Genomic DNA, 26415 nt, shown 5'->3' with positions numbered 1-26415 from the left:
AATGGTATCCCTTTCTCGTCGCCTGCCCTGTGAGGAATCTTTGCTTTGTCCGAGCTGATCACGCGCTTGCAGCATGCCCTGGCCGGTGACGGGCCGCTGGCGCGCGCCTGGCCCGGTTGGCACGCGCGCGAGCCGCAACGGCGCATGGCGCTGGCCGTGGCCGCCACGCTCGAGGAAGGCGGCGTGCTGCTGGCGCAGCAGGCCACGGGGAGCGGCAAGACGATCGCCTACCTGTTGCCCGTGTTGCTGTCCGGGGTGCGCGCGATCGTGGCCACGAGCACACACGTGCTGCAGCACCAGCTGGCAGCCGGCGAGATCCCGCGGCTGGCCCAGGCACTCGGGTTGCCGGTGCGCGCGGCCGTCCTGAAGGGACGCGGCCGCTATGTCTGCCTGCATCGCGTGCAAGAAGCAGTGCAGCGTGGCCCGCGGCCGGGGGCGTTGGCGCAGCATGCCCGCCTGCGCGAGCTGCTTGAATGGGCGCAACGTTCGCGCGAAGGCGATCTGGATGAGCTCCCCGCCGTGGCCGATGATCCGGCCCTGCGTGCCGTGGTGGTGTCAACCAGCGAAAGCTGCCTGCGCCAGGCCTGCCCGCGCTGGAGCGATTGCCACGTTGAACGTGCCAGGCGCCGCGCCGGCGAGGCCGACGTGGTGGTCATCAACCACGCACTGTGGCTCGGTGAGCTGCGGGCGAAGCGCCAAGGTCGCTCGGCCGGGGTACCTGGCGCTTCGGCTGTGGTGTTCGACGAGGCCCATGCCCTGCGCGATCAGGTGCAGCAATGGCACACCACGCGCGCGGAAGCGCCGGCGCTGGCGCGCTTCTGGCGCGATGTGGAAGAACTTGCCCAGGGGCCGGCGCGTGGTGCCGCGCCCTGGGCCGCTCTGGCGCTGCAGGGCCGGCGTGCGCTGCGGTCTTTGGCCCTGGCGCTGCAGACAGACCTCGCGCGCGAGGGACTGCAGCCCTGGCCACCCATGAACGCGGCGTTGGCCCGCGACCTGGGGTTTGCCTTGCAAGGGGTTCACCAGGCATTGCGCGCAGCGCAAGGCAGCGATGTGCGAGTGGCCGCGCTGGGTGAGCGTGCCGTCCGCTTCGCCAGTGTGCTGCAAGGCGTGCTGGCACCCGCAGGCGATGACAGCGCATGGCTGGACTGGCGCGACGCAGCTCACTGGGCCCTGGTGCGGCCAGGCGCCGACGCGGGCCCGGCCGCCGCCCACGAACTTGCCACCGGTGCCGCCTGGGGCGCACGCAGCGTGGTGCATACCTCGGCCACCTTGGGTGATGAGCCCGGGTTGCGCTGGCATCGCGATGCGCTTGGCCTGCACGCCGCAGCGCCCGTGCGCGTGCTGGCGGCCGAGGAGGCCGCGCCATGGCCTGGTGCGGCCTGGCACGTGCCGCGCGGGTTGCCCGAACCTGCCGAGCCCGGGCACGGCGAGGCGCTGGCACGGTGCATCGCGGCCTGGGCGCCGCAGCTGGACGGCCACGCCCTGGTGCTCACCACCACCCGGCGCGCTGCGCAGCGCATGGCACTGGTGCTTGCGCAGACCATGCCGACCCAATGGCGCGTGCTGCACGCCAGCGAGGAGGGACATCGCCGCGCCTGGGCCGCGCTTCGCAGCGAAGACCCGCGGCGTTCACCCACGGTGGTGGTGGCCAGCGGCGCCTTCTGGCGCGGGCTGGACGTGCCCGACAACGCGCTTCGCCTGGTGGTGGTGGACAAGCTGCCTTTTGCGCCGCCGGACGACCCCTGGCTGCAGCGTCGGCTGGAGCATGCGCGCGCACAGGGGCAAGACCCGTTCGCCTCGGTGCAGTTGGTGGACGCTGCCATGGCCTTGCGCCAGGCCGCGGGCCGGCTGATCCGTGGGCCGCAGGGTCGGGGTTTGTTTGTGGTGGGCGACGTGCGCCTGCGATCACGCGCCTACGGACCGCGCCTGGCAGCCGCCTTGGCCCAGTGGCGATGGCTGGAGGACGAGGTCGCGGTGAACGAATGGCTGAGCGCTCAGGCGCTCACCACAGCTTCCACCACGGGCCGCTCTTGCGCTTGAAGCCCTGGGCGATGAATTCGCTGTTCGGGTAGCTTGCGCGCATCACGCGCATCGTGTCGTCGCGCAACTGGGTCAGGCCCAGCGCGTCGTACGACTGGACCATGATGTACAGCGCTTCTTCGAGCGCCGGCGCGTCCACGTAATCCTTCAGCGCGGTTTGCGCGCGGCCGATGGCAGCGAGGTGCGCGCCCCGGCTGTGGTAGTAGCGTGCCACGTGCACTTCGTACTGGGCGAGCGAGTTGACCACGTAGGTCATGCGTGCGCGCGCATCGGGGGCATAGCGCGAATCGGGAAAGCGCGTCACCAGCTCGCGGAAGGCCTCGAACGATTCCTTGGCCGCCTTCTGGTCGCGTTCGGAGAGGTCCTGCTGCGCGAGCGAGCCGAAGAGACCGAGTTCGTCGTTGAAGTTGACGAGACCCTTGAGGTACAGCGCGTAATCGAGCGCGGGGCTGGCTGGGTGCAGGCGCATGAAGCGCTCCAGCGCAGCCTGGGCCTTGGCAGGTTCGTCGGCCCGGTAATGGGTGAACGCCTTGTCGAGCTGAGCCTGTTGCGCCAGTGGCGTGCCGGCGGCCCGGCCTTCCAGCCGTTCGAACAGCGTGAAGGCACGTTCGAAGTTGCCGGCATCGCGCTCGTCGATGGCCTCGCTGTAGAGGCGGTTCGGGCTCCAGTTCGCGGTTTCGTCCACCGGCGTGGTGCTGCAGCCTTGCAGCGCGGCCACCAACACCAGGGTGGCGAGGGCAGGGGCCGATAATCGACGGCTCAACTTCAAGGGCACACCTCTGGAACAGGACTCGTTTTCGGAAGCGGACAGTATATCGGCGGGGGTCGAGCCGACCGAGGCCGATGTCCTGGACGAACAGGCCGAGCAGCGGCACTGCAGCGTGCCGGCGCCGCTGCACGGCTGGCGCATCGACCGCGCGCTCGCGCAACTGGTTCCCGAATTCTCGCGCTCGTACCTGCAGCAGGTGCTGGCCGAAGGCGGCGTGCGCTGGCGCGGCCAACCCTGCCACAAGGCCTCGGTCAAGGTGGCGGTGGGCGACCTGATCGATGTCGTCCTGCGACCCACGGCACAAGCCCGTGCCTTCGTGCCACAACCCATGGCGCTGGCGGTGGTGTTCGAAGACGCCCACCTGCTGGTCCTCGACAAGCCCGCCGGCCTGGTGGTGCACCCGGCTGCCGGGCATTGGTCCGGTACCTTGCTCAACGGCCTGCTCGCGCATCATGAGGGCGCGGGGCTGCTGCCCCGCGCGGGCATCGTGCACCGGCTCGACAAGGACACCTCGGGCCTGATGGTGGTGGCCAAATCGCGCACGGCCATGGATGCCCTGGTGCGGGCCATCGCCGCGCGCGAGGTGAACCGCCAGTACCTCGCCCTGGCCCACGGCGCCTGGCGCGGCGCCGACACGCGCAACCTGCAGGGTTTCATCGGCCGCGACCCGCACAACCGCCTGCGCATGGCGCTGGTGGGCGAGGGCAGTGGAAAGCCGGCGCAAACCGATCTGCTGCGCCTGGACGGACACGACCTCGCCACGCTCGTGGCCTGCAAGCTGCACACCGGGCGCACGCACCAGATCCGGGTGCATCTGGCCTCCATCGGCCACCCGCTGGTGGGGGATGTGATCTACGGCGGTCGCGCCGCCTGGGGCTTGCAGCGCCAGGGCTTGCACGCCAGCTTCCTGCAGTTCACGCACCCCGTCTCGGGCGTTGCCCTGAGCTTCTGGAGCGACCCCCCGGCCGACATGCAGCATGCCCTTGCACAAGGGGGGCTCCGGTACAATCCTCCCCCTGCCGGCAGGGGTCTGATCGCCTGACGATCCCCTGCGTGGCGCCCCCGGCGGGCTCTCCCGCCGACGCCCTGCGGGCCCCGCGCCCCTCACCCCCAGCCCACCCGAGCGGCCCCGCCGCGCAAACAGCGACCATGAACACCACGGATGCCCGGCGCGTCCTCGAAACGGCCCTGATATGCGCCACGCAGCCCATGACGCTGCGTGAGCTGGCGGTGCTGTTCGATGGCGAGCTCACGGCCGACACGATCAAGACCTTGCTGGCCGACCTGCAGCTCGAGTGGACGGGCCGCGGCGTGGAGCTGGTGCAGGTGGCCACCGGCTGGCGCTTCCAGAGCCGGCCCGAAATGCGGCACTACCTCGACCGGCTGCACCCCGAGAAGCCGCCGAAGTACTCGCGTGCGACGCTCGAAACATTGGCCATCATCGCCTACCGGCAGCCCGTCACCCGTGGCGACATGGAAGACATCCGGGGCGTCACCATCAACTCGCTGATCCTCAAGCAGCTCGAGGACCGCGGCTGGATCGAGGTCATCGGCCACCGCGAGACGGTGGGCCGGCCTGCGCTGTTCGCCACCACCCGCCAGTTTCTGGACGATCTCGGCTTGAGTTCGCTCGACCAGCTTCCCCCCCTGGAAGCCAGCGAGGTCCAGGAGTCCTCGCTGGGTTCGTTCGATTTCGAGCAACTGGCCGCCCAGCTGCCGCCACCGGCCGATGCGGCGGTGGAGGAGTCCGCTGGCGACCCCTCGGCTGAAGTCTCGGCTGACACCCCGGCTGCCGTCATCACGGCACCGGACACCAACACCCCCACGGAGGACACGCATGACCAAGGCGGCACCACCCAAGCCCCGGCGTGACCGCCGCGAACCCGACGCCAAGCCCCGGGCGCAGCCCCGTGCCGAGGCTGCCGTCGATGCCGATACCGGCGCCAGCGAGGACGCTGCGCACGCGCTGAGTTTCGACGAGGTTGTCAGCGGGGCCTTTGACGAAGCGCTGGCCACCGAGCCCGCGTCCGAGGCTGCGGCGCCGTCGCGCCGCGTGCTCCAGCCCGAGGCCGATTCTCCCAAGCTGCACAAGGTGCTGGCGCAAGCCGGCATGGGCTCGCGCCTCGAGATGGAGGCACTGATCGAGCAGGGCCGCGTGTCCGTCAACGGCGAGCCCGCCCACGTGGGCCAGCGCATCCGCCAGAGCGATGTGATCAAGGTCAACGGCAAGCCGGTGCGCCTGCGCCTGCAGGCGCCACCGCCTCGCGTGCTGGCGTACCACAAGCCTGCGGGCGAGGTAGTCACGCACGACGACCCCCAGAACCGCCCAACCGTGTTCCGGCGTCTGCCACGCCTGCACGACGGCAAGTGGCAATCGGTGGGGCGGCTCGACCTCAACACCGAAGGCCTGCTGCTGTTCACCAACGCTGGTGAACTCGCCAACAAACTCATGCATCCGCGCTTCGGTCTGCAGCGCGAGTACGCGGTGCGCGTGCTCGGGGCGCTGTCGAACGAGGAGAAGCAGCGCCTGCTCGATGGCGTGCAGCTCGAGGACGGTATGGCGCAGTTCCAGACCATCGACGACGGCGGCGGCGAAGGCGCCAACTGCTGGTACCGCGTCACCATTGGTGAAGGCCGCAACCGCGAGGTGCGCCGCATGTTCGAAGCGGTGGGCCACGCGGTCAGCCGCCTCATCCGCATCCGCTACGGCGCGGTGATGCTGCCGCGCGGCCTGCGCCGCGGCGACTGGGTCGAACTCGACGCGCATGACGTGCAACGCCTGGGCCTGGCCGCCGGCGTGGAAACCCCGCGCCCGGTGCGCCGCGCACCGGCGGGTCCGCCCGCCACCGCGCGCCGCAAGTACGGCCCCGGCCCCAGCACGCCGCCGCCGTCGCCCTCGCGCACGCGCCGGCCCAGCGCCCCGCGCGGCCTGGTCGACCCGGCCAAGGCCAGCCGGCCCGCCGCACAGGGCCCCATCGGCGGCGACGCGCTGGAGCGCCAGCGCAAGCGCCGCCAGGGCAGTGCAGGCCCCGGCGCACCCAAGGGCCGTGGGCGCAGCGGGCCACGGGGCTGACGCTCCCGCCATGTAGAATCGTGGGCTTTGCGATTGCTTGCGCAACGCCCCGATTTCCCTCATAACTTCAGGACTCCCATGGCCATCGAACGCACCCTCTCGATCATCAAACCCGACGCCGTTGCCAAGAACGTCATCGGCCAGATCTACGCCCGTTTCGAGGCCGCCGGCCTGAAGGTCGTGGCAGCGAAGATGGCCCACCTCTCGCGCCGCGAAGCCGAGCAGTTCTACGCCGTGCACGCCGCGCGCCCCTTCTTCGAGGACCTGGTCGAGTTCATGATCAGCGGCCCGGTGATGATCCAGGTGCTGGAAGGCGAGGGCGCGATCCTCAAGAACCGCGACCTGATGGGCGCCACCGACCCGAAGAAGGCCGCCCCCGGCACCATCCGCGCCGACTTTGCCGACAGCATCGACGCCAACGCGGTGCACGGCTCCGACGCCCCCGAGACGGCTGCCGTGGAAGTGGCTTTCTTCTTCCCGGGCATGAACGTCTATTCGCGTTGATCATGTCATGACGGTCAACCTGCTCGACTTCGATCTCGAGGGGCTGGCCGCCTTCTGCGAACAGCTGGGCGAAAAGCGTTTCCGCGCCACCCAGCTGTTCCGCTGGATCCACCACAAGGGTGCATCCGATTTCGCCCAGATGACCGACCTCGCGCGCAGCCTGCGCGAGAAGCTGCCTGCGGCGGCACGCATCACCGGTCTGCCCGTGCTCTCGCGGCAAGACTCGGCCGACGGCACCATCAAGTGGCTGTTCGACGTCGGTGACGGCAACGCCGTCGAAACCGTGTTCATTCCCGAGGACGACCGCGGCACGCTGTGCGTGTCCTCCCAGGCTGGTTGTGCCGTGGGTTGCCGCTTTTGCTCGACCGGGCACCAGGGCTTTTCGCGCAACCTCACCACGGGTGAGATCCTGGCCCAGCTCTGGCAAGCCGAGTTCTTCCTGCGCCAGCACCTGAACCGGCCCGGGGAACGCGTGATCACCAACGTGGTCATGATGGGCATGGGCGAGCCGCTGCAGAACATCCATGCGCTGATTCCCGCGCTCAAGGTCATGTTGGACGACCACGCCTACGGCCTGTCGCGCCGGCGCGTGACCGTCTCCACCTCGGGCGTGGTGCCGATGATCGACCGCCTGGCCGAGGAGTGCCCGGTGGCGCTGGCCGTCTCGCTGCACGCGCCGAACGACGCCTTGCGCGACGACCTCGTGCCGCTCAACCGCAAGTACCCGATCGCCGAACTGCTCGACGCCTGCCTGCGCTACCTGCCGGCCGCGCCGCGCGACTTCATCACCTTCGAGTACTGCATGCTCGACGGCGTGAACGACACGCCCGAGCACGCGCGTGAGCTGCTCAAGTTGTTGCGCGAACACGGTGGCCGCGGCGTGCCCTGCAAGGTCAACCTGATTCCCTTCAACCCCTTCCCCGACTCCGGCCTGCGGTGCTCGCCGCGCGCCGTGGTGCAGCGCTTCGGCCAGATCCTCAACGAAGGGGGCATCGTCACCACCATCCGCAAAACCCGGGGTGACGACATCGACGCTGCCTGCGGCCAGCTCGCAGGCGACGTGCTTGATCGCACCGATGCCGCGCGCCGCCTGGCGCAACGCCGCGCGATCGAGCAACCCATCCGTTTCGTGACCCCCCATCCCGAAAGGCAGGCATGACACAGCCCGAGACCCGACCACTCCCGTCCTCATCCCGCCCCACGTTGTGGCTGCTGTCCGCGGCCATGGCGATGGTGCTGCTGGCCGGTTGTGCGTCGCAGGCCCCGCGCGTGTCGTCCACACCCACGCCGGGTGTCGAGCCGCTCACGGCTTCCGATGAGCCGGCCTCGGTGCGCCGCGCGCGCCTGCGCTACGAGCTGGCCGCCAACTATTTCGACCAGGGCCAGACGACCGTCGCGCTCGACGAGATCAAGCTCGCCCTGGCGGCTGATCCCAACTACGGACCGGCCTACATCCTGCGCGGTCTGGTCTACATGCGCCTGAACGACGATGCCCTGGCAGAGGACAGTTTTCGCCGCGCGCTGCAGATCAACCCGCTCGATGCCGAGGCGCAGCACCACTACGGCCTTTTCTATTGCGAAAAGGCGCGCTACGTCGAGGCTGATCGCCTGTTTCAGCAGGCCCTGGCCAGCCCCACTTACAAGAACCGGCCGCGCACGCTGCTGGTGCAGGGCGTGTGCCTATTGCGCGCGGGCAAGCTGCCCGAGGCCGAGGCTGCGCTGGCGCGCGCCTACGAGTTCGACCCGGCCAACCCGATCGCCGCCTACAACCTGGCCAGCCTGAAGCACCGCCGGGGCGACAGCCAGGGTGCGCAGTTCATCATCCGCCGGGTCAACAACTCCGAACTGGCCAACGCCGAGACGCTCTGGCTGGGCATCCGCGTGGAACGTCGCCTGGGCAATGACGTGGTGGTGGCGCAGCTTGCACAACAGCTCAGCCGCCGCTTCCCGGAGTCGCCGCAGTGGGCCGCCTATCAGCGGGGGGCCTTCAATGAGTGAGGGGGTGATGGAGGCCGCACCCGCGTCATTGCCTGAGCGGCCGGTGCGCCTGCGCGAGGCACGCGAAGCGGCGGGGCTGCACATCGCGGCCATGGCTGCCGCGTTGAAGGTGCCGGTGCGCAAACTGGAGGCACTGGAGGCGGGGCGCTATGACGAACTGCCCGATCTCACGTTTGCGCGCGCGCTCGCCTCGAGCGCTTGCCGCCAGCTCAAGATCGACCCAGCACCGGTGCTGGAGCAGATTCCGCAGAACCCGGCACCGGCGCTCGGCGATCGCGACAACGCGATCAACGCCCCGTTCAAACCTGCTAGCGAGGCCCCGGCCGCGAGCCCCTTGGTCTGGTTGTCCAAGCCAGCTCTGCTGGGCGCGATCGCGCTGTTGCTGGCGGCCCTGGTGGTGCTGTTCCTGCCGAAGTCGGCATCACCGCCCGAGCCGGCACCCGTGGCGACGCTGCCTTCGGCAGCGCCCGCCGCACCGATCTTCCAGCCGGGTGCGCCTGCGGCTGTCGAGGGTGCCGGGCCGCTTGCCGCGCCTGCTGCCGACGCGTCAGCGCCGGGTGACTCGGGTGGCACCGCGCAGGCAGCGACGGCGTCGCAAGGGGACGCCGCACCTGCCCCGGCGACTTCACCGGCGACCGACGCCACCGTGGCGCCGTCCGGTACCGCGACCGCCGCGGCACCCGACGTGCCCACCGCGTCCGGCACCGCACCCGCCGAAGGGGCGGTGCTGCGGCTCCAGGCGCGTCAGGAATCGTGGGCCGAGGTCACCAACGGCACGGGCACCGTCGTGCTGCAGCGCCTGCTGCAGCCCGGCGAGCGCGTGGAATTCTCGGCCGCACCGCCGTATTCGGTCTTGCTTGGCAATGCCGGCGAAGTGCAGGTCACCGTGCGCGGGCGCGCGTTCGACGCGGCCGCCATCGCACGCAACAACGTGGCGCGGTTCGAAGCGCGGTGATGGCACACGAAAAGACATACGAGACCCGCATGGAGCAGCCGATTCCCTTGCCCGAGGCACCGCGCCGCCGCACCCGCCAGGGCGTGGTGCGCTGGGGCAGCCATGCCGTCACCATTGGCGGCGATGCCCCGGTGCGCGTGCAGTCCATGACCAACACCGACACCGCCGACGCCATTGCCACGGCGATCCAGGTGAAGGAACTCGCGCAGGCAGGCTCCGAGCTCGTGCGCATCACTGTCAACAACGACGAAGCCGCCGCGGCCGTGCCGCACATCCGCGAGCAGCTCGACCGCATGGGCATCGCGGTGCCACTCATCGGCGACTTCCACTACAACGGCCACCGCCTGCTGACCGACCATCCGGCTTGCGCAGAGGCCTTGTCCAAGTACCGCATCAACCCCGGCAACGTGGGCCGCGGCGACAAGGGTGACCGCCAGTTCGCGCGGATGGTCGAGATCGCCGCGCGCCACGGCAAGCACATCCGCATCGGCGTCAACTGGGGCAGCCTCGACCAGGACCTGCTCGCGCGCCTGATGGACGAGAACCACGCGCGCGCCCAGCCCTGGGACGCCAAACAGGTGATGTACGAGGCCCTCATCACCTCGGCGATCGAATCGGCGAAGAAGGCCGAGGCCATCGGCCTGCCGGGCGAGAACATCGTGCTGTCGTGCAAGGTCAGTGCGGTGCAGGATCTCATCGCCGTTTACCAGGCACTCGCGCAGCGCTGCGACTACCCACTGCACCTGGGCCTCACCGAGGCGGGCATGGGCACCAAAGGCGCCGTGGCTTCCACAGCGGCGCTGTCCGTGCTGCTGCAGCAGGGCATCGGCGACACCATCCGCATCTCGCTCACGCCCCAACCCGGCGAGGCACGCACGCAGGAGGTGGTGGTGGGCCTGGAAATCCTGCAGGCGCTGGGGCTGCGCAGCTTCGTGCCCAGCGTCACTGCCTGTCCCGGTTGCGGGCGCACCACCAGCACCACCTTCCAGGAACTCGCCAAGCAGATTGACGACTACCTGCGCGCGTCCATGCCGGCGTGGCGCGAGCGCTATCCGGGTGTCGAGGGCATGAAGGTGGCGGTCATGGGCTGCATCGTCAACGGCCCAGGCGAGAGCAAGCACGCCGACATCGGCATCAGCCTGCCTGGCACCGGCGAGGCACCTGCTGCGCCGGTGTTCATCGACGGCCAGAAGGCCATGACCCTGCGCGGCGCGGGCATCGCGCAAGAGTTCCAGACCATCGTCGAAAACTACATCCAGAAGCGGTTCGGCACGCACGCCTGAACCTCGCACACGCCATGGCAGAAAAACTCAGTGCCGTCAAAGGCATGAACGACATCGCGCCGCCGCAATCGGCGCATTGGGAGTGGCTAGAGGCCACGCTGCGCGATCTGATGGCGCGCTACGGCTACCGCAACATCCGCACGCCCATTGTCGAGCCGACGGCACTGTTCGTGCGAGGCCTGGGCGAGGTCACCGACATCGTCGAGAAGGAGATGTACTCCTTCGAGGACAAGCTCAACGGCGAGCACCTCACGCTGCGGCCCGAGAACACCGCCGGCGTGGTGCGCGCCGCACTCGAGAGCAACATGCTCTACGACGGACCGCGGCGCCTTTACTACATGGGCCCGATGTTTCGCCATGAGCGCCCGCAGCGCGGCCGCTACCGCCAGTTCCACCAGTTCGGCGCCGAAGCGCTGGGGTTTGCCGGCCCGGACGTCGATGCCGAACTCATCGTGCTGGCCTGCGACCTGTGGAAGGCGCTGGGCCTCACCGGCATCGAACTCGAGATCAACAGCCTGGGCCAGCCCGCCGAACGCCTGGCGCACCGCAAGGCGCTGATCGATTACCTCGAATCGCACGCCGGACTGCTGGACGAAGACGCGAAGCGGCGCCTGCACAGCAACCCGCTGCGCATCCTGGATACCAAGAACCCTGCGATGCAGGCGACGGTGAACGCCGCGCCCCGGCTGATGGATCACCTGGGCGCCGACTCGCTTGCGCACTTCGAGCGCTTGAAGGCGCTGCTGGACGCGCATGGCGTGGCCTATCGCATCAACCCGCGCCTGGTGCGCGGCATGGACTACTACAACCTGTCGGTGTTCGAGTTCGTCACGACGCAACTCGGTTCGCAAGGCACGGTTTGCGCGGGCGGCCGCTACGACGGCCTGTTCGAGCAGATTGGTGGCAAACCCACGCCGGCCGTGGGCTGGGCGCTCGGCATGGAACGCATCCTGGAGCTTCTGAAGGAACAGGGCCGTCTGCCCGAAGCCCCCGTGCCCGACGCCTACGCCGTGGTGCCCGACGCGGCCGATCTGCCGCGCGTGATGCCCGTGCTGCGCGCGCTGCGCGAAGCCGGCGCGCGCGTACAGATGCACGCCGGCGGTGCCGACGGCATGGGCAGCATGAAGTCGCAGTTCAAGAAGGCCGATGCCAGCGGCGCACGCTGGGCGTTGATCTTCGGCGGCGACGAACTCGCCCAGGGCCAGGTGGCGCTCAAGCCGCTGCGCGGTGAGCGCGGCGATGCCAGCGCGCAGGTGCTGCTGCCGCTCGGCGACGTGGCCACCCTCGCGGCTCGCGTGCGTCCGGCCTGAGCCTGCGCACCGCGCTACCTACAATCCAGCACTTTCGCGCAACGACCCAAGCCATGGCCAAGCATCTCGACCTCGAAGAACAGGAACAGCTCGATCAGATCAAGCACTTCTGGGCCAGGTATGGCAACGCCATCACCTGGGTGCTGATTGTGGTGATGGGCAGCTTTGCCGCCTGGAACGGCTGGAACTGGTGGCAGCGCAACCAGGGCGCCAAGGCCGCGGCACTGTACGAAGAGATGGACACAGCCGCCGCGGCCAAGGATCTTGAGCGCATCGAGCGCGTGCTGACCGACATGCGCGCCGATTTCGGTGGCACCACCTTCGCCGCGCAGGCTGGCCTGCTGGCCGCAAAGGTGCTCTTCGAGAACGGTCAGACCGACAAGGCGCGCGCCGCACTGCAAGGCGTGATCGATGGCAGCAAGGACGCGGGCCTGCAGGCCGTGGCGCGTCTTCGCCTCGCCTCGGTCGAACTGGAGGCGGGCCAAGCGGAGGCTGCATTGAAGGTGCTGCAGGCCAGCGCGCCCGCCGCGTTCGAGCCCCTGCTGGCCGACCGGCGCGGTGACGTGCTCATGGCCCAGGGCAAACCCGATGAGGCCAAGGCCCAGTACCAGGCGGCCTGGAATGCCCTGGAGCCGCGCAGCGACACACGCCGGCTGGTGGCGATCAAGCTTGCTGCACTGGGTGTGGCGGTCGAGCCGGAGGCCCGCTCATGAGCCGTCGTCGTGTCGCCTTGGCCCTGTTGCTCGCCAGCGCCGTGCTGGCGGCCTGTTCCTCGGGCCCGACGCGCCCGCAACCGACCCCGCTCGGGCCCGCCAGTGCCCTGATCGGCACCCGCCTGATCTGGAGCGCCAACGTGGGTGAGGCAGGCGTCGGTTTCGTGCCGGCGGTCGCTGGCGGCCGCGTGGTGGCGGCCAGCGCTGCCGGTGTCGTGGCCGCGTTCGACCGCACGAGCGGCGCCGATGTCTGGCGCGTCGACCTGCGCACCCCGTTGTCGGCCGGTGTCGGCAGCGACGGCGAGACCGCGGCCGTCATCACGGCCGACAACCTGCTGCTGGCCCTGGCCGACGGCAAGGAGCGCTGGCGCGTGCGCCTGGGTGCGCGCTCGTTCACGCCGCCGTTGGTGGCTGGCGGGCGCGTCTTCGTCTTCACGGCCGACCGCAGCGTGGTGGCCTACGACGCTGCCAACGGTGCGCGCCTGTGGTCACAGACGCGAACCGCCGACCCGCTGGTGCTCAGCCGCCCGGCAGCGCTGGCGGCCGTGGGCGACACGCTGGTGGCCGGGGTCTCCGGCCGCCTGGTGGGCTTCAACCCCGACAACGGCGCTGTTCGCTGGGAGGTACCGGTGGCCAGCGCGCGCGGCACCAACGAGGTGGAGCGCCTGGTCGACATCGTTGCGCCGGTGAGCCGAATTGGTGGCACCGTCTGCGTGCGCGCCTACGGTGCCGCGGTGGGCTGCGTGGACACGCAACGCGGCCAGCCGGTGTGGACGCGTCCGGCCAACGGTACCAGCGGCGTGCACGGCGACGACCGCCTCGTGTTCGGCACCGAGAGCGATGGCACGCTGGTGGCGTGGCGCCGCGACAGCGGCGAACCCGCGTGGCGCAGCGAGCGCCTCAAGCACCACCCGCTGGGCGCACCGCTGGCCCTGGGCCGTGTGTTCGCCGTGCCCGACGGCAATGGCCTGGTGCACCTGCTCTCGCGCGAGGACGGCAGCGAGATGGCGCGCCTGACCACCGACGGCTCGCCCATCGTCTCGCCCCTGGTGCTTGCCGGGGACGCGCTCGTGGCCATGACCAGCCGCGGCAACCTCTATGCCTGGCGTCCGCAGTGAAAGTGCCCGCTTGAAACCCGTCATCGCCCTCGTCGGTCGTCCCAACGTCGGCAAATCCACGCTCTTCAACCGCCTCACGGGCACGCGAGACGCCATCGTGGCCGACTTCGCCGGCCTCACGCGCGACCGCCACTACGGCAATGGCCGCATCGGCAAGCGCGAATACATCGTCATCGACACCGGGGGTTTCGAGCCCGACGCAGGTGAGGGCAGCATCTACCGCGAGATGGCCAAACAGACGCGCCAGGCCGTGGCCGAGAGCGACGTCGTCATCTTCGTGGTGGACGCCCGTGCTGGCCTGAGCGCGCAGGACCACGACATCGCCAACTACCTGCGCCGCCTCGGCAAACCCTGCCTGCTGGTGGCGAACAAGGCCGAGGGCATGACCGCGGGCGCGCAGTTGGTGGAGTTCTTCGAACTCGGCCTGGGCGAAGTGCTGCCGGTCTCGGCGGCGCACGGCCAGGGCGTGCGCTCCATGCTGGAGGCCGCGCTCGAGCGCATCCCGGGCCTGCCGCCCGAAGACGAGGAAGAACCCGAAGCCGAGAGTGGCGTGATCCGCCTGGCCGTGGCTGGCCGGCCCAACGTCGGCAAGTCGACCCTCATCAACGCCTGGCTGGGCGAGGAACGCCTGGTGGCCTTCGACATGCCCGGCACCACGCGCGATGCGATCCGCGTGCCGTTCGAGCGCAACGGGCAGAAATTCGAACTCATCGACACCGCCGGCCTGCGCCGCAAGGGCAAGGTGTTCGAGGCGATCGAGAAGTTCTCGGTGGTCAAGACACTCCAGGCCATCGAAGGCGCGCACGTGGTGCTGCTGCTGCTCGATGCCACGCAGGGTGTGACCGACCAGGATGCCCACATCGCGGGCTACATCCTTGAGAGCGGGCGCGCTGTGGTGCTGGCGATCAACAAATGGGACGCGGTGGATGCCTACCAGCGCGAGCAGGTCGAGCGCCAGATCGAGACCCGGCTGGCGTTCCTGAAGTTTGCCTCGCTGCACCTGATCTCGGCGCGCAAGCGCCAGGGCCTGGCCCCGGTGTGGAAGTCCATCGGTCAGGCGCACGCCTCGGCCATGCGCAAGATGTCCACGCCCCTGCTCACGCGCCTGCTGGCCGAGTCGGTGGCGTTCCAGGCGCCGCCGCGCAGCGGCGGCGGACGGCCCAAGATGCGCTATGCCCACCAGGGCGGCATGAACCCGCCGGTGATCGTGATCCACGGCAATGCGCTGGACCGCGTGCCCGATGCCTACACGCGCTTCCTGGAAGGGCGTTTTCGCAAGGCCTTCGACCTGGTCGGGACCCCGCTGCGCATCGAGTACCGCACCGCCGACAACCCGTTCAAGGACAGCTGATTTCCCCACACGGCGGTGGGAATGCCCCTGTGGTATGTTCCACGTTCCGAAACGTCGAACACGGAGCATATCGTGAGCAACAACAAAGGTCAGCTTTTGCAAGACCCTTTCCTGAACCAGCTGCGCCGGGAGCATGTGCCGGTGTCGATTTATCTGGTCAACGGCATCAAGCTGCAGGGCCAGATCGAGTCTTTCGACCAGTACGTCGTCCTGCTGCGCAACACGGTCACCCAGATGGTCTACAAGCACGCCATCTCCACCATCGTGCCGGGTCGTCCGATCCAGTTCTCGGCCACCGCCTCCGAAGAACCCAACCCCTGAGCGCCGCCCGCGCATACGCCCCAGGCCTGCCATTGCGGGCCGGGTGGGCAACGCAGGGCGCGTTGCCCCTCTGATTTGACCTCCGAGCCCCGCTCCGCTTCTGCCAACACGCCCGCCGTCATCCTCGTCGGCGTGGACTTCGGCACGCCGCATTTCGACGGCGAACTGCTCGAGCTCGGCCTGTTGGCCGAGACCGCAGGCTACCGCGTGGCTGATCGGGTGGCCTGCAAGCGCCGCGCGCCCGACCCGGCGCTGTTCGTGGGTTCCGGCAAGGCCGATGAAATCAAGATGCTCGCGCAGTCCACCGGCGCCACCGAGGTGCTGTTTGACCAGTCGCTGAGCCCCGCGCAACAGCGCAACCTGGAGCGCCACCTGGGCCTGCCGGTCAACGACCGAACGCTGCTCATCCTCGAAATCTTCGCGCAGCGCGCGCGCAGCCACGAGGGCAAGCTGCAGGTCGAGCTGGCGCGACTGCAGTACCTCTCCACCCGCCTGGTGCGGCGCTGGTCGCACCTGGAACGCCAGAGCGGCGGCATCGGCATGCGCGGCGGCCCCGGGGAAACCCAGATCGAGCTCGACCGCCGCATGATCGCCGAGGCCATCAAGCGCACCAAGGAACGGCTGGAGAAGGTCAAGAAGCAGCGCGCCACCCAGCGCCGCCAGCGCGAACGGCGCGACGCCTTCACCATTTCGCTGGTGGGATACACCAACGCCGGCAAGAGCTCGCTCTTCAATGCCCTGGTGAAGGCCCGCAGCTACGCGGCGGATCAATTGTTCGCCACCCTGGACACCACCACGCGCCAGCTCTACCTTGGTGAGGCCGGCCGTACCGTGTCGCTGTCGGACACCGTGGGGTTCATCCGCGACCTCCCGCACGGCCTGGTGGAAGCCTTTGCCGCCACGCTGCAGGAGGCCGCCGAGGCTGACCTGCTGCTGCACGTGGTCGACGCCTCCAACCCCGACCATCCCGAACAGATTGCCGCCGTGGAGCGCGTGCTGGGCGAGATCGGCGCGGCCGACGTCCCCCAGTTGCTCGTCTTCAACAAGGTCGACGCCCTCGATCCTGCGCGCATGCCGCACCAGCGGCTCGACACGATCGAGGTGGGCGGTCGCGCGCTGCCACGCCTGTTCGTCAGCGCGCACGAGGGCACCGGCCTGCCCGAATTGCGGGCCTGGCTGGCGGCCGAGGTGGCACGCCGCAGTGCGGGCGCCGCGACACAAGACCCCCAGGAAGCACTTGAATCCGGGAACCCCCCGGCCTGATTCGGCACAATGGCATGACACCGTTGCACACAGGAAACTCTCACAGCATGGATGTGACCCCCACCCACCCGCACACCGGCCAGCCCAAACGTGGCTGGCGCCGCTGGCGCGGCATGTTCAATCTCAACGACCCCCGCTGGGGCCGCGACGAGGGCGGGCAGGACGGCCGCAATGACGAGGACGCGCGCGGCGGGCAGCGCCCGCGCGGCCAGGGCCCCAACCAGGGCCCGCCCGACCTCGACGAACTCTGGCGCGACTTCAACCGCAAGCTCGGCGGTCTGCTGGGCAATCGCCGCGGGGGCGGTGGCAGCGGGCAGGGCGGCGGTGCGGGCGGCAATGGCGGTGGCGGCGGTGGCTTCACGCCCAACCCCAAGGCCGCCGGTGTCGGCGCCGGCCTCATCGTCGGTGTGGCGCTGCTGATCTGGCTCGGCACGGGCTTTTTCATCGTGCAGGAGGGCCAGCAGGCGGTCGTCACGCAATTCGGCCGCTACCACAGCACCGTGGGCGCCGGCTTCAACTGGCGCCTGCCGTACCCGATCCAGCGCCACGAAACGGTGTTCGTGACGCAGCTGCGCTCGGTCGACGTGGGCCGCGACAACGTGGTGCCCGCGACCGGCCTGCGCGAGTCCTCCATGCTCACCGAGGACGAGAACATCGTCGACATCAAGTTCGTGGTGCAGTACCGCCTGAGCGATGCCCGTGCGTTCCTCTTCGAGAGCCGCGATCCAGACCTGTCCGTGCTCAAGGCCGCCGAGACGGCGGTGCGCGAGGTGGTGGGCAAGATGCGCATGGACGCCGTGCTTGCCGAGGAACGCGACCAGATCGCACCGCGCGTGCGCACGCTCATGCAGACCATCCTCGACCGCTACAAGGTCGGCATCGAGGTGGTGGCGGTGAACCTGCAGCAAGGCGGCGTTCGCCCGCCCGAGCAGGTCCAGGCCGCGTTCGACGACGTGCTGCGCGCCGGCCAGGAGCGTGAGCGCGCCAAGAACGACGCCGAGGCCTATCGTAACGACGTGGTCCCGCGTGCGCGCGGTACCGCCTCCCGCCTGACCGAGGAGGCCGAGGGTTACAAGGCCCGCATCGTGGCGCAGGCGCAGGGTGATGCGCAGCGGTTCCGCTCGGTCCTGGCCGAGTACCAGAAGGCGCCCCAGGTCACGCGCGAGCGCCTGCACACCGAGGCCATGCAGCAGATCTACAGCAACGTCACCAAGGTGCTGGTGGACACGCGCAACAGCGGCTCCAACCTGCTGTACCTGCCCCTGGACAAGCTGATGCAGGCCGCCGGCGCATCGACCACCGCCCCGGCGTCGTCCACCACCATGCCCGGCACGCCCGCGCCCGTCTCCAGCCCCCTGGAGCGAGCGCCCGACTCGGCACGTTCGCGCGATCGCGAAAGCCGTTGAGCACGGGAGGACAAGCACATGAACAAGATCGGATTCGTCATCACCTCGCTCATCGTGGTTCTGGCCATCGCCAGTTCCATGTTGTTCGTCGTCGACCAGCGCCAGTTCGGCGTGGTCTACCAGCTCGGCCAGATCAAGCAGGTCGTCACCGAGCCGGGCCTGAACTTCAAGCTCCCGCCGCCGTTCCAGAACGTGTCCTACATCGACAAGCGCCTGCTCACGCTGGAAAGCCAGGACACCGAACCCACGCTGACGGCCGAGAAGCAGCGCGTGGTGATCGACTGGTACGTGCGCTGGCGCATCAGCGACCCGCAGGCCTACATCCGCAACGTCGGCACCAACGAGCGCGCCGGTGCCCTGCAGCTCAACCGCGTCGTGCGCAACTCGTTCCAGCAGGAGGTGAACAAGCGTACCTTGCGCGAACTGCTCTCGGCGCGCCGTGACGATCTCATGCGCGACGTGCAGACCCAGGTGGCTGCTGCCATCCAGGGCGCCAACCAGCCCTGGGGCATGGAGGTGGTGGATGTGCGCATCAACCGCGTCGACTACGCCGAGTCCATCGTGACCTCGGTCTACCAGCGCATGGAGGCCGAGCGCAAGCGTGTCGCCAACGAACTGCGTTCCACGGGCTTTGCCGAGGGGGAGGCCATTCGCGCCGACGCCGACCGCCAGCGCGAGGTGATCGTGGCCGAGGCCTATCGCGACGCACAGCGCATCAAGGGTGAGGGCGATGCCCTGGCCGCGGCTGCGTTCTCCGACGCCTTTGGCCGTGACCCTGCGTTCGCGCGGTTTTACCGTCAGCTTGAGGCCTACAAGTCCAGCTTCGCGGGCAAGGGCGACGTGATGCTGGTCGACCCGTCCACCGACTTCTTCGGCAGCCTGCGCAGCAGCAACGTCGGCGCGCCGCGTTGATGGCCAGCGTCTGGCCCGGGCGACGGCGGACATGAGCGACGCCTGGTGGCTCGCGCTGGGCCTGGTGCTGGTGTTCGAGGGCCTGTTGCCGCTGCTCTCGCCCGGCGGCTGGCGGCGCGTGTTCAGCCAGATGCTCTCGCTGCGCGACGGGCAGATCCGCTTCTTCGGCCTGATCAGCGTTGCCGTGGGCGGGCTCATCGTCCTGTTGTTCGGCTGAAGGTGCGCCCGCAGCCGCGTGTGCTGCCAGGGCAGGCCAGACCTGCCCGGTAGAATCGCGTTTTTAACAGCGTCCCATAAACGCCATGTCCGCCTGGGTCCTCCCGGATCACATCGCCGATGTCCTGCCCTCCGAGGCCCGGCACATCGAGGAACTCCGCCGAAGCCTGCTCGACACCGCGCGCTCGTACGGCTACGAGCTCGTGATGCCGCCGTTGGTGGAGCATCTGGAGTCGCTGCTTACCGGCACCGGCGAATCGCTGGACCTGCAGACCTTCAAGCTCGTCGACCAGCTCAGCGGGCGCACGCTTGGTCTGCGCGCCGACAGCACGCCGCAAGTCGCCCGCATCGACGCCCACCTGCTCAACCGCCGGGGCGTGGCCCGCCTTTGCTACTGCGGGCCGGTGGTGCACACGCGGGCCGATCGTCCCGCGGCCACGCGCGAGCCACTTCAGTTCGGAGCCGAAATCTATGGCCACGCGGGCCTTGAGGCCGATCTCGAGGCCGTCGAGCTGGCGCAGGCCTGCTTGCATGCCGCGGGCTTGCGCGACCTGCAACTGGATCTGGCCGATGTTCGCGTCATCGATGCCGTGCTCGATCCCCTGCGGTTGCCGGCGGCCCAGGTGGCGCGACTGCACGCCGCGCTGACCGCCAAGGACGCGGCAGAACTGCGTACCCTGTCGCGCGACCTGCCCGAGTCCACCCGCGCCGACCTGGCTCGCCTGCCAACGCTCTACGGCGGCCGGGGCGTGCTGGCTGAGGCGCGTCGCGCGCTCACGCCGTCACCGCTGCTGCACACCGCACTGGATGCGCTGCAATGGCTTGCCGATCACGTGCAGGGCATGCAGTTGTCCTTCGACCTGTCCGACCTGCGCGGGTATGCCTACTACAGCGGCGTGCGCTTCGCGGTGTTTGCCCGTGACGCACGCAGCCCGGTGGCCGACATCGCGCGCGGTGGCCGCTATGACGAGGTCGGTGCCGTCTTCGGCCGCAAGCGCCCGGCCGTGGGTTTCAGCCTTGACCTCAAGGAGCTGGTGGCCGCCGTCGCGCCGCGCGCGCTGGCCGCTGCCATCCGGGCTCCCTGGGGCAACGACCCTGGTCTGCGCGAGGCGATCGCCGCATTGCGCGCGCAGGGCCAGACCGTGGTGTGCGCCCTGCCGGGCCACGACCACCAGGTCGATGAATTCCACTGTGACCGTGAGCTGGTGTCCGATGCCGGCCGCGCGGGCACCTGGACCGTTAGAACCCTCTGATTGGAAAACGCGATGAGCAACAAGGGCAGCGCCGCAACCCCCGGGCGCAACGTGGTGGTGGTCGGCACCCAGTGGGGCGACGAAGGCAAGGGCAAGCTGGTTGACTGGCTGACCGAGACCGCGCAGGGTGTGGTGCGTTTCCAGGGCGGCCACAACGCCGGCCACACGCTGGTCATCAACGGCGTCAAGACCGCGCTGCACCTCATCCCGAGCGGCATCATGCGCGCTGGCGTCAAGTGCTACATCGGCAACGGCGTGGTGCTCTCGGTGGGCAAGCTGTTCGAGGAGATCGCGGGGCTGGAGAAGGCGGGTGTGGAGGTGCGCTCGCGCCTGCGCGTGAGCGAGGCCTGTCCGCTGATCCTGCCGTTCCATGCCGCGATCGACATCGCGCGCGAGGCTGCCAAGGTGAAGGCCGGCACCGAGAAGATCGGCACCACCGGCCGCGGCATCGGTCCGGCCTACGAGGACAAGATCGCCCGCCGCGCCCTGCGCGTGCAGGACCTGAAATACCCCGAACGCTTCGCGACCAAGCTGCGCGAGCTGCTGGATCTGCACAACCATGTGCTGACCACGTACCTGCATTCGGCCGACATGGCCTGGGACGACAAGATCGCGCCCTACATGAAGGGCGGCGCCATCCAGTTCGAGCCGGTGTACGCCGAGGCCATGCGCCAGGCCGAAGCGCTCAAACCCATGATCGCCGACGTGTCGCGCGAGCTCAACGAGGCACACAAGGCCGGCGTCAATCTGCTGTTCGAGGGCGCGCAGGGCACCTTGCTCGACATCGATCACGGCACCTACCCGTTCGTGACCTCCAGCAACTGCGTGGCCGGCAACGCCGCCGCGGGTGCCGGCGTGGGCCCGCAACTGCTGCACTACGTGCTGGGCATCACCAAGGCCTACTGCACGCGCGTGGGCGGTGGCCCGTTCCCCACCGAGCTCGACTGGGAAACCGAAGGCACACCCGGCTGGCACATGTCCACCGTGGGGGCCGAAAAAGGCGTCACCACCGGCCGCTCGCGCCGCTGCGGCTGGTTCGACGCCGCGCTGCTCAAGCGCTCGGCGCAGGTCAACGGCCTGACGGGTCTGTGCATCACCAAGCTCGATGTGCTCGACGGCCTGCCCGAGTTGCAGCTGTGCACGGGATACGAGCTCGACGGCGAGCGCATCGACATCCTGCCCATGGGAGCGGACGACATTGCGCGTTGCAAGCCGATCTACGAGTCAATTCCGGGCTGGACGGAAAGCTCCGTGGGCGTGACGCGCTACGAGGACCTGCCGGCCAACGCCCGCCTGTACCTGCAGCGCATCCAGGAGACCACCGGCGTGCCCATCCACGTGGTGTCCACCAGCCCCGACCGCGATCACACCATCCTGCTGCACCACCCGTTCCACGGGTAATTCCGGGTAGGGCGCTCGTTCTTGTCAGACCACACTTTTCCGAATCCCCTCCCGGAGTCCGCATGCTCACCGAAGACGGCAAACACCTCTACGTCTCCTACGACGAGTACCACAACCTGATCGAAAAGCTCGCGCTCAAGGTCTACCAATCGGGCTGGGAGTTCGACACCATCCTGTGCCTGGCTCGCGGCGGCATGCGCCCGGGCGACATCCTCTCGCGCATCTTCGACAAGCCGCTGGCCATCATGTCCACCAGCTCGTACCGCGCCGAGGCGGGCACGGTGCAGGGCAAGCTTGACATCGCGCGCTACATCACGACGCCCAAGGGCGAGATTGCCGGCAAGGTGCTGCTGGTCGATGATCTGGCGGACTCCGGTCACACGCTCAAGGTCGTGATCGACCTGCTCAAGAACAACTACGCGCCCATCACCGAGCTGCGCAGTGCGGTGATCTGGACCAAGGCGATGTCCACCTTCACGCCCGACTATTCGGTGGAATACCTGCCCACCAACCCCTGGATCCATCAGCCTTTCGAGGGCTACGACAGCCTGCGCCCGGCGCAATTGCTGGAAAAGTGGAAGCTGTGATGGGGAAGGAGAAGCTCTCCACCCAGCTGATCCATCACCCTTACAAGCCCCCGGAGGGCTTCGAGGCCGTCGCGCCGGGCGTGCACAAGGCCTCCACCGTCATTTTTCCGAACGTACACGCCCTGCGCACGTACGACTGGAAGGACAAGAGCGGCTACACCTACGGCCTGCATGGCACGCCGACCACCTTCACGCTGGAAGAGCGCATCGCCACGCTGGAGGGCGGGCGCTTCTGCGTGCTGGCGCCCAGCGGCCTGTCGGCGCTGGCGCTGGTCGACATGGCCTTCCTGCGCAGCGGCGACGAACTGCTGGTTCCCGACAACGCCTACGGCCCCGGCAAGGCTTTTGCGGCCGGTGAGCTGGCGGCCTGGGGCATCACGCACCGCTTCTACGACGCGATGAACCCGGCCGATCTGGCCGCGAAGATCACGCCGGCCACGCGCCTCGTGTGGTTCGAGGCGCCGGGCTCGATCACGCTGGAGTTTCCGGACGTTCCAGCGCTGGTGGCGGTGGTCAAGGCCGCCAACCGGGCGCGGGCCGGCGGCGATCGCGCGATCGTGACCGCGCTGGACAACACCTGGGGCGCGGGCATTGCCTTCAGCGCCTTCGACCTGGGCGTGGACGTCTCCATGCAGGCGCTCACCAAGTACCCCAGCGGCGGAGCCGACGTGCTCATGGGCTCGGTGGTGACGCGCGACGAGGCCTTGCATCGCGATGTCCTGTTGTGCCACATGCGCCTGGGCCTGGGTGTCTCGGCCAACGACGCCGAACTCGTGCTCCGCGGTCTGCAGACCATCGAATTGCGATACCACCAGCAGGACGCCACCGCCCGTGAACTGGCCACCTGGCTGCAGACACAGCCCGGCGTGGCGCGCGTGTTTCACCCGGCCTTGCCCGGATCGCCCGGGCACGCCACCTGGCAGCGCGATGCGAGCGCCGCCGCCTGTCTGTTCAGTGCCGCGTTCGACGCCTCGATACCGCAGGAGCGCATCGACGCCTTCTGCGACGGGCTGCGCCGCTTCCGGCTCGGCTGGAGCTGGGCGGGCCCCGTCAGCCTGTGCGCACCCTACAACGTCCCGGGCATCCGCACGCTGGGTTGGCCTCACGCAGGGGGTCTGGTACGCTTTGCCGCAGGCCTGGAGGATGTCGAAGACCTCCGCGCCGACCTGGCCCAGGCGTTGCCCCGGCTGCATCCCTGACCCCTTCAACCCCTCCAGGAACATCGCATTGGCCACCCCCAACTACGGATACGAGAAGCGCCAGCGCGAGCTGGCCAAGAAGCAGAAGAAGGAAGAAAAAGCGCGCCAGAAGGCCGCCCGCAAGACCGACGAGGGCGCTCACCCCGGCGATGAACCGCAGAACGACAGTGGCGCCGCTGGTACCGGTGCACCGGGCGGCGAAGGCGGCAGCGCCGACTGAGACCCGGCCAGGTTGTCACGGCGGGGCGCGATACCGGCCTCACCGACCCCGTGAGGCCGCCCGATCAAGCCCCTTCGGTGGCGATGAGTGCCCGGGCTGCGGCGCGCATCGCACCGGCAGAGCGGTCGGCCAGCACGCAGGGCAGCGCCTGTGCGAGGCGCTGGAAGTTCCGATGGGTCGAGGCCTGATAGGTGGGGTCGTAGTGACGCACCAGCAGGTCCAGCACCACCGCAGGTGTCTGGCCTTCGCGCACCTGCTTCGACCAGCCGTCGACGATCTCGGCCCCGCGCACCTGACGCAGCGCCTGCAGGCGCTCGATGAAGAAATCCGGTCGCTGCACGAAGAAGTCATAGTCTTCCAGCAGCAGTGCCACGCGTTCGGCGTCCGCCAGTTCCAGCGCGATGCAGTCGCTGGCGCGCATGGCATCCATCAGGGCATCGGGCACGCGCAGGTTGCCCACCTTCTTGCTCTCGCTCTCCACGTACACCGGCCACGCCGGGTCGAAGCGGCGCAGGGCGTCCCAGATCAGTGAATCGAAGCGCTTCTGACTGGGCTGCGGCTGGCCCGGCAGCAGGCCCAGCACCGAGCTGCGGTGACAAGCCAGGCCTTCAAGGTCGAGCACCTGCGCGCCCTCTGCCGCCAGCGCCTGCAGCAGCCGGGTCTTGCCGCTGCCCGTGGGGCCGCACAGCACGCGGTAGCGCAGGCGGCTGGCCCGGTGCGGCAGGTCGTCCACCAGCGCCGCGCGCCAGGCCTTGTAGCCGCCTTCGATCAGCGTGACCTGAAACCCGATGGCGCCCAGGATGGTGGCCAGCGCGCCGCTGCGGTTGCCGCCGCGCCAGCAATACACCAGCGGGCGCCAGCCCTTGGGTTTGTCGATCACCTCGCGCTCGATGTGCGCCGCGATGTTGCGTGCCGACAGCGCCGCGCCGCGCTTCTTGGCTTCGAAGGCGCTGACCTGCTTGTACATCGTGCCGATTTCGATGCGCTCGGCGTTGTTCAGGGTGGGCCAGTTCAACGCCCCGGGCACATGGTCGAGCGCATGCTCGTCCTCGGTGCGGGCGTCGATGATGGTGTCGAAGTCGTCGAGGCGCTGCAGGGCGTCGGCAGCGCTCAGGGTGGCAACAGGCATGCGCCGATTATCCGGCCGCCACCAGCTTGCGCAGTTCGGGCCAGACGGTGTCGCGCATGATGGGTTGCGCCTTCTCGTTGGGGTGGATGCGGTCGCTCTGGAACAGCGCCAGTGGGTCGGCGGTGTCGGCCACGCCCTTGAGGAAGAAAGGCACCAGGGCGGTCTTTTCCTCGCGCGCCACCGTGGTGAAGAGCTCGCGAAACTCCTGTGCGTACTTCGCGCCGTAGTTGGGCGGCATGTCCATGCCCAGCAGCAGAACGCGTGCGCCCGCGCCCTTGGCGGCCTTCACCATGGCGGTGAGGTTTTCGCGCGTCATGTTCAGCGGCAGGCCGCGCAACGCGTCATTGCCGCCCAGTTCGATGACCACCACCGCCGGCCGGTGCTGCTTGAGCAAGGCGGGCAGGCGCGAGCGTCCACCCGAGGTGGTATCTCCGCTGATGCTGGCATTGACCACCCGCGCGTCGATCTTCTCGCTCGCGAGTTTCTCCTCCGTGAGCGCCACCCAGCCGCTGCCGCGGCGCAGGCCGTACTCGGCACTCAGCGAATCGCCCACCACCAGCACCACCGGGGCTGTCCTGCCCTGGGCCTGCAGCATGCCGACATGTCCGAATGACAGCGCTGTCATGAGGCACAGGCTAAAGTGGCGGCGGTTCGAACTCAGGGAATGCTTCATGTCGGATGTGATGATTGCGGTCAGCCATGTGTTCAAGTCGGTCACCGATTCGACCGGCACACTGACCATTCTGCGGGATATCGATTTCACCGTGCGCCGTGGCGAGACGGTGGCGATCGTGGGCGCCTCGGGCTCGGGCAAGAGCACGCTGCTGTCCATCGTCGCGGGGTTGGATACGCCCACGCAGGGAACGGTTCACATCGACGGTAACGATCTGTTCGCGCTTGATGAGGACCAGCGCGCGGCGCTGCGCGCGGCCAAGGTGGGCTTCGTGTTCCAGAGTTTCCAGCTGCTGGCCAACCTCACGGCGCTGGAGAACGTGATGCTGCCGCTGGAGCTGGCCGGGCGGCGTGACGCGCGCGCGGCCGCTACCGCCATGCTGCAGCGCGTGGGCCTGGGCGAGCGGCTGAACCACTACCCCAAGGTGCTGTCGGGCGGAGAGCAGCAGCGCGTGGCGCTGGCACGTGCCTTTGTGGTTCGCCCGGCCGTGTTGCTGGCCGACGAGCCCACAGGCAGCCTGGATTTCGCGACCGGCGAGGCCGTTATGGCGCTGATGTTCGAGCTCAACCGCGAGCAAGACACCACGCTGATGCTCGTCACGCACGACCGCAGCATTGCTGAGCGCTGCGACCGGCGCATCACCATCGCTGCCGGGCAGGTGGCGGACATCAGCAACCGCCTCACCGCGAGGCTTGCCTGAGCCGTGGCGGGATAATCCCGC

General features: G+C 69.0%; 27 protein-coding genes. 24 read left to right on the top strand and 3 right to left on the bottom strand.

Annotated elements, in window-relative coordinates; translation table 11 throughout:
* Positions 1–45: 45 nt before the first annotated feature.
* Positions 46–2040, top strand: coding sequence for an ATP-dependent DNA helicase (locus M3149_RS10975; protein WP_251709370.1), 1995 nt, complete (start codon positions 46–48; stop codon positions 2038–2040).
* Here the strand turns inward: M3149_RS10975 and M3149_RS10970 are convergent.
* On the bottom strand, positions 2003–2809 hold the full coding sequence (locus tag M3149_RS10970; RefSeq protein ID WP_435370739.1) for an outer membrane protein assembly factor BamD: 807 nt from the start codon (positions 2807–2809) through the stop codon (positions 2003–2005). The two genes, M3149_RS10975 and M3149_RS10970, sit on opposite strands and share 38 nt — an antisense overlap.
* A gap of 43 nt (positions 2810–2852) precedes the next feature.
* Here M3149_RS10970 and M3149_RS10965 point away from each other — a divergent pair, with 43 nt between their 5' ends.
* The 22 genes from M3149_RS10965 (at position 2853) to M3149_RS10860 (ending at position 23892) form a co-directional block, all read left to right on the top strand.
* Positions 2853–3851 (top strand): RluA family pseudouridine synthase, encoded by a 999-nt coding sequence (locus M3149_RS10965; RefSeq protein ID WP_435370741.1) that lies wholly within the window; start codon positions 2853–2855, stop codon positions 3849–3851.
* Positions 3852–3958: 107 nt separating this feature from the next.
* Positions 3959–4681, top strand: a complete 723-nt coding sequence (gene scpB, locus M3149_RS10960; protein WP_251709369.1) for an SMC-Scp complex subunit ScpB — start codon at positions 3959–3961, stop codon at positions 4679–4681.
* Positions 4647–5882 (top strand): 23S rRNA pseudouridine(2605) synthase RluB, encoded by a 1236-nt coding sequence (gene rluB, locus M3149_RS10955; protein WP_251709367.1) that lies wholly within the window; start codon positions 4647–4649, stop codon positions 5880–5882. The genes scpB and rluB overlap by 35 nt, the downstream gene beginning before the upstream one ends.
* A 78-nt stretch (positions 5883–5960) precedes the next feature.
* Positions 5961–6386: a nucleoside-diphosphate kinase gene (gene ndk / locus M3149_RS10950; RefSeq protein WP_251709365.1), complete on the top strand. Its 426-nt coding sequence runs from the start codon at positions 5961–5963 to the stop codon at positions 6384–6386.
* A 7-nt stretch (positions 6387–6393) separates the two neighbouring features.
* The gene (gene rlmN / locus M3149_RS10945) at positions 6394–7545 is read left to right on the top strand and encodes a 23S rRNA (adenine(2503)-C(2))-methyltransferase RlmN (RefSeq protein ID WP_251709363.1); all 1152 of its coding nucleotides are present in this window, start codon (positions 6394–6396) and stop codon (positions 7543–7545) included.
* Entirely contained in the window at positions 7542–8384 is an 843-nt protein-coding gene (pilW, locus tag M3149_RS10940) for a type IV pilus biogenesis/stability protein PilW (RefSeq protein WP_251709361.1), read from the top strand. The genes rlmN and pilW overlap by 4 nt, the downstream gene beginning before the upstream one ends.
* Positions 8385–8391: 7 nt before the next feature.
* Complete coding sequence (locus M3149_RS10935) at positions 8392–9339, top strand: RodZ domain-containing protein (protein WP_251709360.1); 948 nt, start codon at positions 8392–8394, stop codon at positions 9337–9339.
* Positions 9340–9368: 29 nt separating this feature from the next.
* Positions 9369–10622 carry a flavodoxin-dependent (E)-4-hydroxy-3-methylbut-2-enyl-diphosphate synthase gene (gene ispG, locus M3149_RS10930; RefSeq protein ID WP_251709568.1) on the top strand — a complete coding sequence of 418 codons (1254 nt, stop codon included), beginning with the start codon at positions 9369–9371 and terminating at the stop codon, positions 10620–10622.
* A 14-nt stretch (positions 10623–10636) separates the two neighbouring features.
* A complete protein-coding gene (gene hisS / locus M3149_RS10925; protein WP_251709358.1) occupies positions 10637–11932 on the top strand; it encodes a histidine--tRNA ligase in 1296 nt (431 codons plus the stop codon).
* 53 nt (positions 11933–11985) lie between these two features.
* A complete protein-coding gene (locus tag M3149_RS10920) occupies positions 11986–12645 on the top strand; it encodes a YfgM family protein (RefSeq protein ID WP_251709356.1) in 660 nt (219 codons plus the stop codon).
* A complete protein-coding gene (gene bamB / locus M3149_RS10915; protein ID WP_251709354.1) occupies positions 12642–13763 on the top strand; it encodes an outer membrane protein assembly factor BamB in 1122 nt (373 codons plus the stop codon). The genes M3149_RS10920 and bamB overlap by 4 nt, the downstream gene beginning before the upstream one ends.
* 10 nt (positions 13764–13773) lie before the next feature.
* Positions 13774–15114 (top strand): ribosome biogenesis GTPase Der, encoded by a 1341-nt coding sequence (gene der, locus M3149_RS10910; RefSeq protein WP_251709352.1) that lies wholly within the window; start codon positions 13774–13776, stop codon positions 15112–15114.
* A 21-nt stretch (positions 15115–15135) separates the two neighbouring features.
* Entirely contained in the window at positions 15136–15435 is a 300-nt protein-coding gene (gene hfq, locus M3149_RS10905) for an RNA chaperone Hfq (RefSeq protein WP_251709566.1), read from the top strand.
* Between the two features lie 75 nt (positions 15436–15510).
* A complete protein-coding gene (gene hflX, locus M3149_RS10900) occupies positions 15511–16698 on the top strand; it encodes a GTPase HflX (protein WP_251709351.1) in 1188 nt (395 codons plus the stop codon).
* Between the two features lie 47 nt (positions 16699–16745).
* Positions 16746–18104, top strand: coding sequence for an FtsH protease activity modulator HflK (hflK, locus tag M3149_RS10895; RefSeq protein WP_251709349.1), 1359 nt, complete (start codon positions 16746–16748; stop codon positions 18102–18104).
* An 18-nt stretch (positions 18105–18122) separates the two neighbouring features.
* The gene (gene hflC, locus M3149_RS10890) at positions 18123–19016 is read left to right on the top strand and encodes a protease modulator HflC (protein ID WP_251709347.1); all 894 of its coding nucleotides are present in this window, start codon (positions 18123–18125) and stop codon (positions 19014–19016) included.
* A 31-nt stretch (positions 19017–19047) separates the two neighbouring features.
* Positions 19048–19233: a DUF2065 domain-containing protein gene (locus M3149_RS10885; RefSeq protein ID WP_251709345.1), complete on the top strand. Its 186-nt coding sequence runs from the start codon at positions 19048–19050 to the stop codon at positions 19231–19233.
* Positions 19234–19318: 85 nt separating this feature from the next.
* On the top strand, positions 19319–20485 hold the full coding sequence (locus tag M3149_RS10880) for an ATP phosphoribosyltransferase regulatory subunit (RefSeq protein ID WP_251709344.1): 1167 nt from the start codon (positions 19319–19321) through the stop codon (positions 20483–20485).
* A gap of 12 nt (positions 20486–20497) precedes the next feature.
* Positions 20498–21886 carry an adenylosuccinate synthase gene (locus M3149_RS10875; RefSeq protein WP_251709342.1) on the top strand — a complete coding sequence of 463 codons (1389 nt, stop codon included), beginning with the start codon at positions 20498–20500 and terminating at the stop codon, positions 21884–21886.
* 62 nt (positions 21887–21948) lie between these two features.
* On the top strand, positions 21949–22473 hold the full coding sequence (locus M3149_RS10870) for a phosphoribosyltransferase (RefSeq protein ID WP_251709340.1): 525 nt from the start codon (positions 21949–21951) through the stop codon (positions 22471–22473).
* A complete protein-coding gene (locus M3149_RS10865; RefSeq protein ID WP_251709339.1) occupies positions 22473–23672 on the top strand; it encodes a PLP-dependent transferase in 1200 nt (399 codons plus the stop codon). Before M3149_RS10870 ends, M3149_RS10865 begins: the two co-directional genes overlap by 1 nt.
* A 28-nt stretch (positions 23673–23700) precedes the next feature.
* Entirely contained in the window at positions 23701–23892 is a 192-nt protein-coding gene (locus M3149_RS10860; protein WP_251709337.1) for a hypothetical protein, read from the top strand.
* A 64-nt stretch (positions 23893–23956) separates the two neighbouring features.
* On the opposite strand, the gene mnmH is transcribed toward M3149_RS10860, so the two are convergent.
* Together mnmH and M3149_RS10850 are read right to left on the bottom strand one after the other, a co-directional pair.
* Complete coding sequence (gene mnmH / locus M3149_RS10855) at positions 23957–25021, bottom strand: tRNA 2-selenouridine(34) synthase MnmH (protein ID WP_251709335.1); 1065 nt, start codon at positions 25019–25021, stop codon at positions 23957–23959.
* 7 nt (positions 25022–25028) lie between these two features.
* Positions 25029–25646, bottom strand: a complete 618-nt coding sequence (locus M3149_RS10850) for an arylesterase (protein WP_251709334.1) — start codon at positions 25644–25646, stop codon at positions 25029–25031.
* A 46-nt stretch (positions 25647–25692) separates the two neighbouring features.
* Here M3149_RS10850 and M3149_RS10845 point away from each other — a divergent pair, with 46 nt between their 5' ends.
* Positions 25693–26394: an ABC transporter ATP-binding protein gene (locus M3149_RS10845; RefSeq protein ID WP_251709332.1), complete on the top strand. Its 702-nt coding sequence runs from the start codon at positions 25693–25695 to the stop codon at positions 26392–26394.
* Positions 26395–26415: the final 21 nt, after the last annotated feature.

This window comes from Hydrogenophaga intermedia, assembly GCF_023715105.1.
In the GTDB taxonomy this organism is placed as follows: Bacteria; Pseudomonadota; Gammaproteobacteria; order Burkholderiales; family Burkholderiaceae_C; genus Hydrogenophaga; species Hydrogenophaga intermedia_A.
This window is presented reverse-complemented; position numbering and strand designations above follow the sequence as displayed.

Bases quoted from the DNA above. Each gene is read 5' to 3' on its own strand.
- hflC (WP_251709347.1), top strand. From the start codon at position 18,123: ATGAACAAGATCGGATTCGTCATCACCTCGCTCATCGTGGTTCTGGCC.
- hflK (WP_251709349.1), top strand. From the start codon at position 16,746: ATGGATGTGACCCCCACCCACCCGCACACCGGCCAGCCCAAACGTGGC.
- rlmN (WP_251709363.1), top strand. From the start codon at position 6,394: ATGACGGTCAACCTGCTCGACTTCGATCTCGAGGGGCTGGCCGCCTTC.
- hfq (WP_251709566.1), top strand. From the start codon at position 15,136: ATGCCCCTGTGGTATGTTCCACGTTCCGAAACGTCGAACACGGAGCAT.
- M3149_RS10870 (WP_251709340.1), top strand. From the start codon at position 21,949: ATGCTCACCGAAGACGGCAAACACCTCTACGTCTCCTACGACGAGTAC.
- mnmH (WP_251709335.1), bottom strand. From the start codon at position 25,021: ATGCCTGTTGCCACCCTGAGCGCTGCCGACGCCCTGCAGCGCCTCGAC.
- rluB (WP_251709367.1), top strand. From the start codon at position 4,647: ATGACCAAGGCGGCACCACCCAAGCCCCGGCGTGACCGCCGCGAACCC.
- ndk (WP_251709365.1), top strand. From the start codon at position 5,961: ATGGCCATCGAACGCACCCTCTCGATCATCAAACCCGACGCCGTTGCC.
- M3149_RS10880 (WP_251709344.1), top strand. From the start codon at position 19,319: ATGTCCGCCTGGGTCCTCCCGGATCACATCGCCGATGTCCTGCCCTCC.
- M3149_RS10935 (WP_251709360.1), top strand. From the start codon at position 8,392: ATGGAGGCCGCACCCGCGTCATTGCCTGAGCGGCCGGTGCGCCTGCGC.
- pilW (WP_251709361.1), top strand. From the start codon at position 7,542: ATGACACAGCCCGAGACCCGACCACTCCCGTCCTCATCCCGCCCCACG.
- M3149_RS10875 (WP_251709342.1), top strand. From the start codon at position 20,498: ATGAGCAACAAGGGCAGCGCCGCAACCCCCGGGCGCAACGTGGTGGTG.
- M3149_RS10920 (WP_251709356.1), top strand. From the start codon at position 11,986: ATGGCCAAGCATCTCGACCTCGAAGAACAGGAACAGCTCGATCAGATC.
- bamB (WP_251709354.1), top strand. From the start codon at position 12,642: ATGAGCCGTCGTCGTGTCGCCTTGGCCCTGTTGCTCGCCAGCGCCGTG.
- scpB (WP_251709369.1), top strand. From the start codon at position 3,959: ATGAACACCACGGATGCCCGGCGCGTCCTCGAAACGGCCCTGATATGC.
- M3149_RS10885 (WP_251709345.1), top strand. From the start codon at position 19,048: ATGAGCGACGCCTGGTGGCTCGCGCTGGGCCTGGTGCTGGTGTTCGAG.
- hisS (WP_251709358.1), top strand. From the start codon at position 10,637: ATGGCAGAAAAACTCAGTGCCGTCAAAGGCATGAACGACATCGCGCCG.
- M3149_RS10865 (WP_251709339.1), top strand. From the start codon at position 22,473: ATGGGGAAGGAGAAGCTCTCCACCCAGCTGATCCATCACCCTTACAAG.
- M3149_RS10845 (WP_251709332.1), top strand. From the start codon at position 25,693: ATGTCGGATGTGATGATTGCGGTCAGCCATGTGTTCAAGTCGGTCACC.
- M3149_RS10850 (WP_251709334.1), bottom strand. From the start codon at position 25,646: ATGACAGCGCTGTCATTCGGACATGTCGGCATGCTGCAGGCCCAGGGC.
- ispG (WP_251709568.1), top strand. From the start codon at position 9,369: ATGGAGCAGCCGATTCCCTTGCCCGAGGCACCGCGCCGCCGCACCCGC.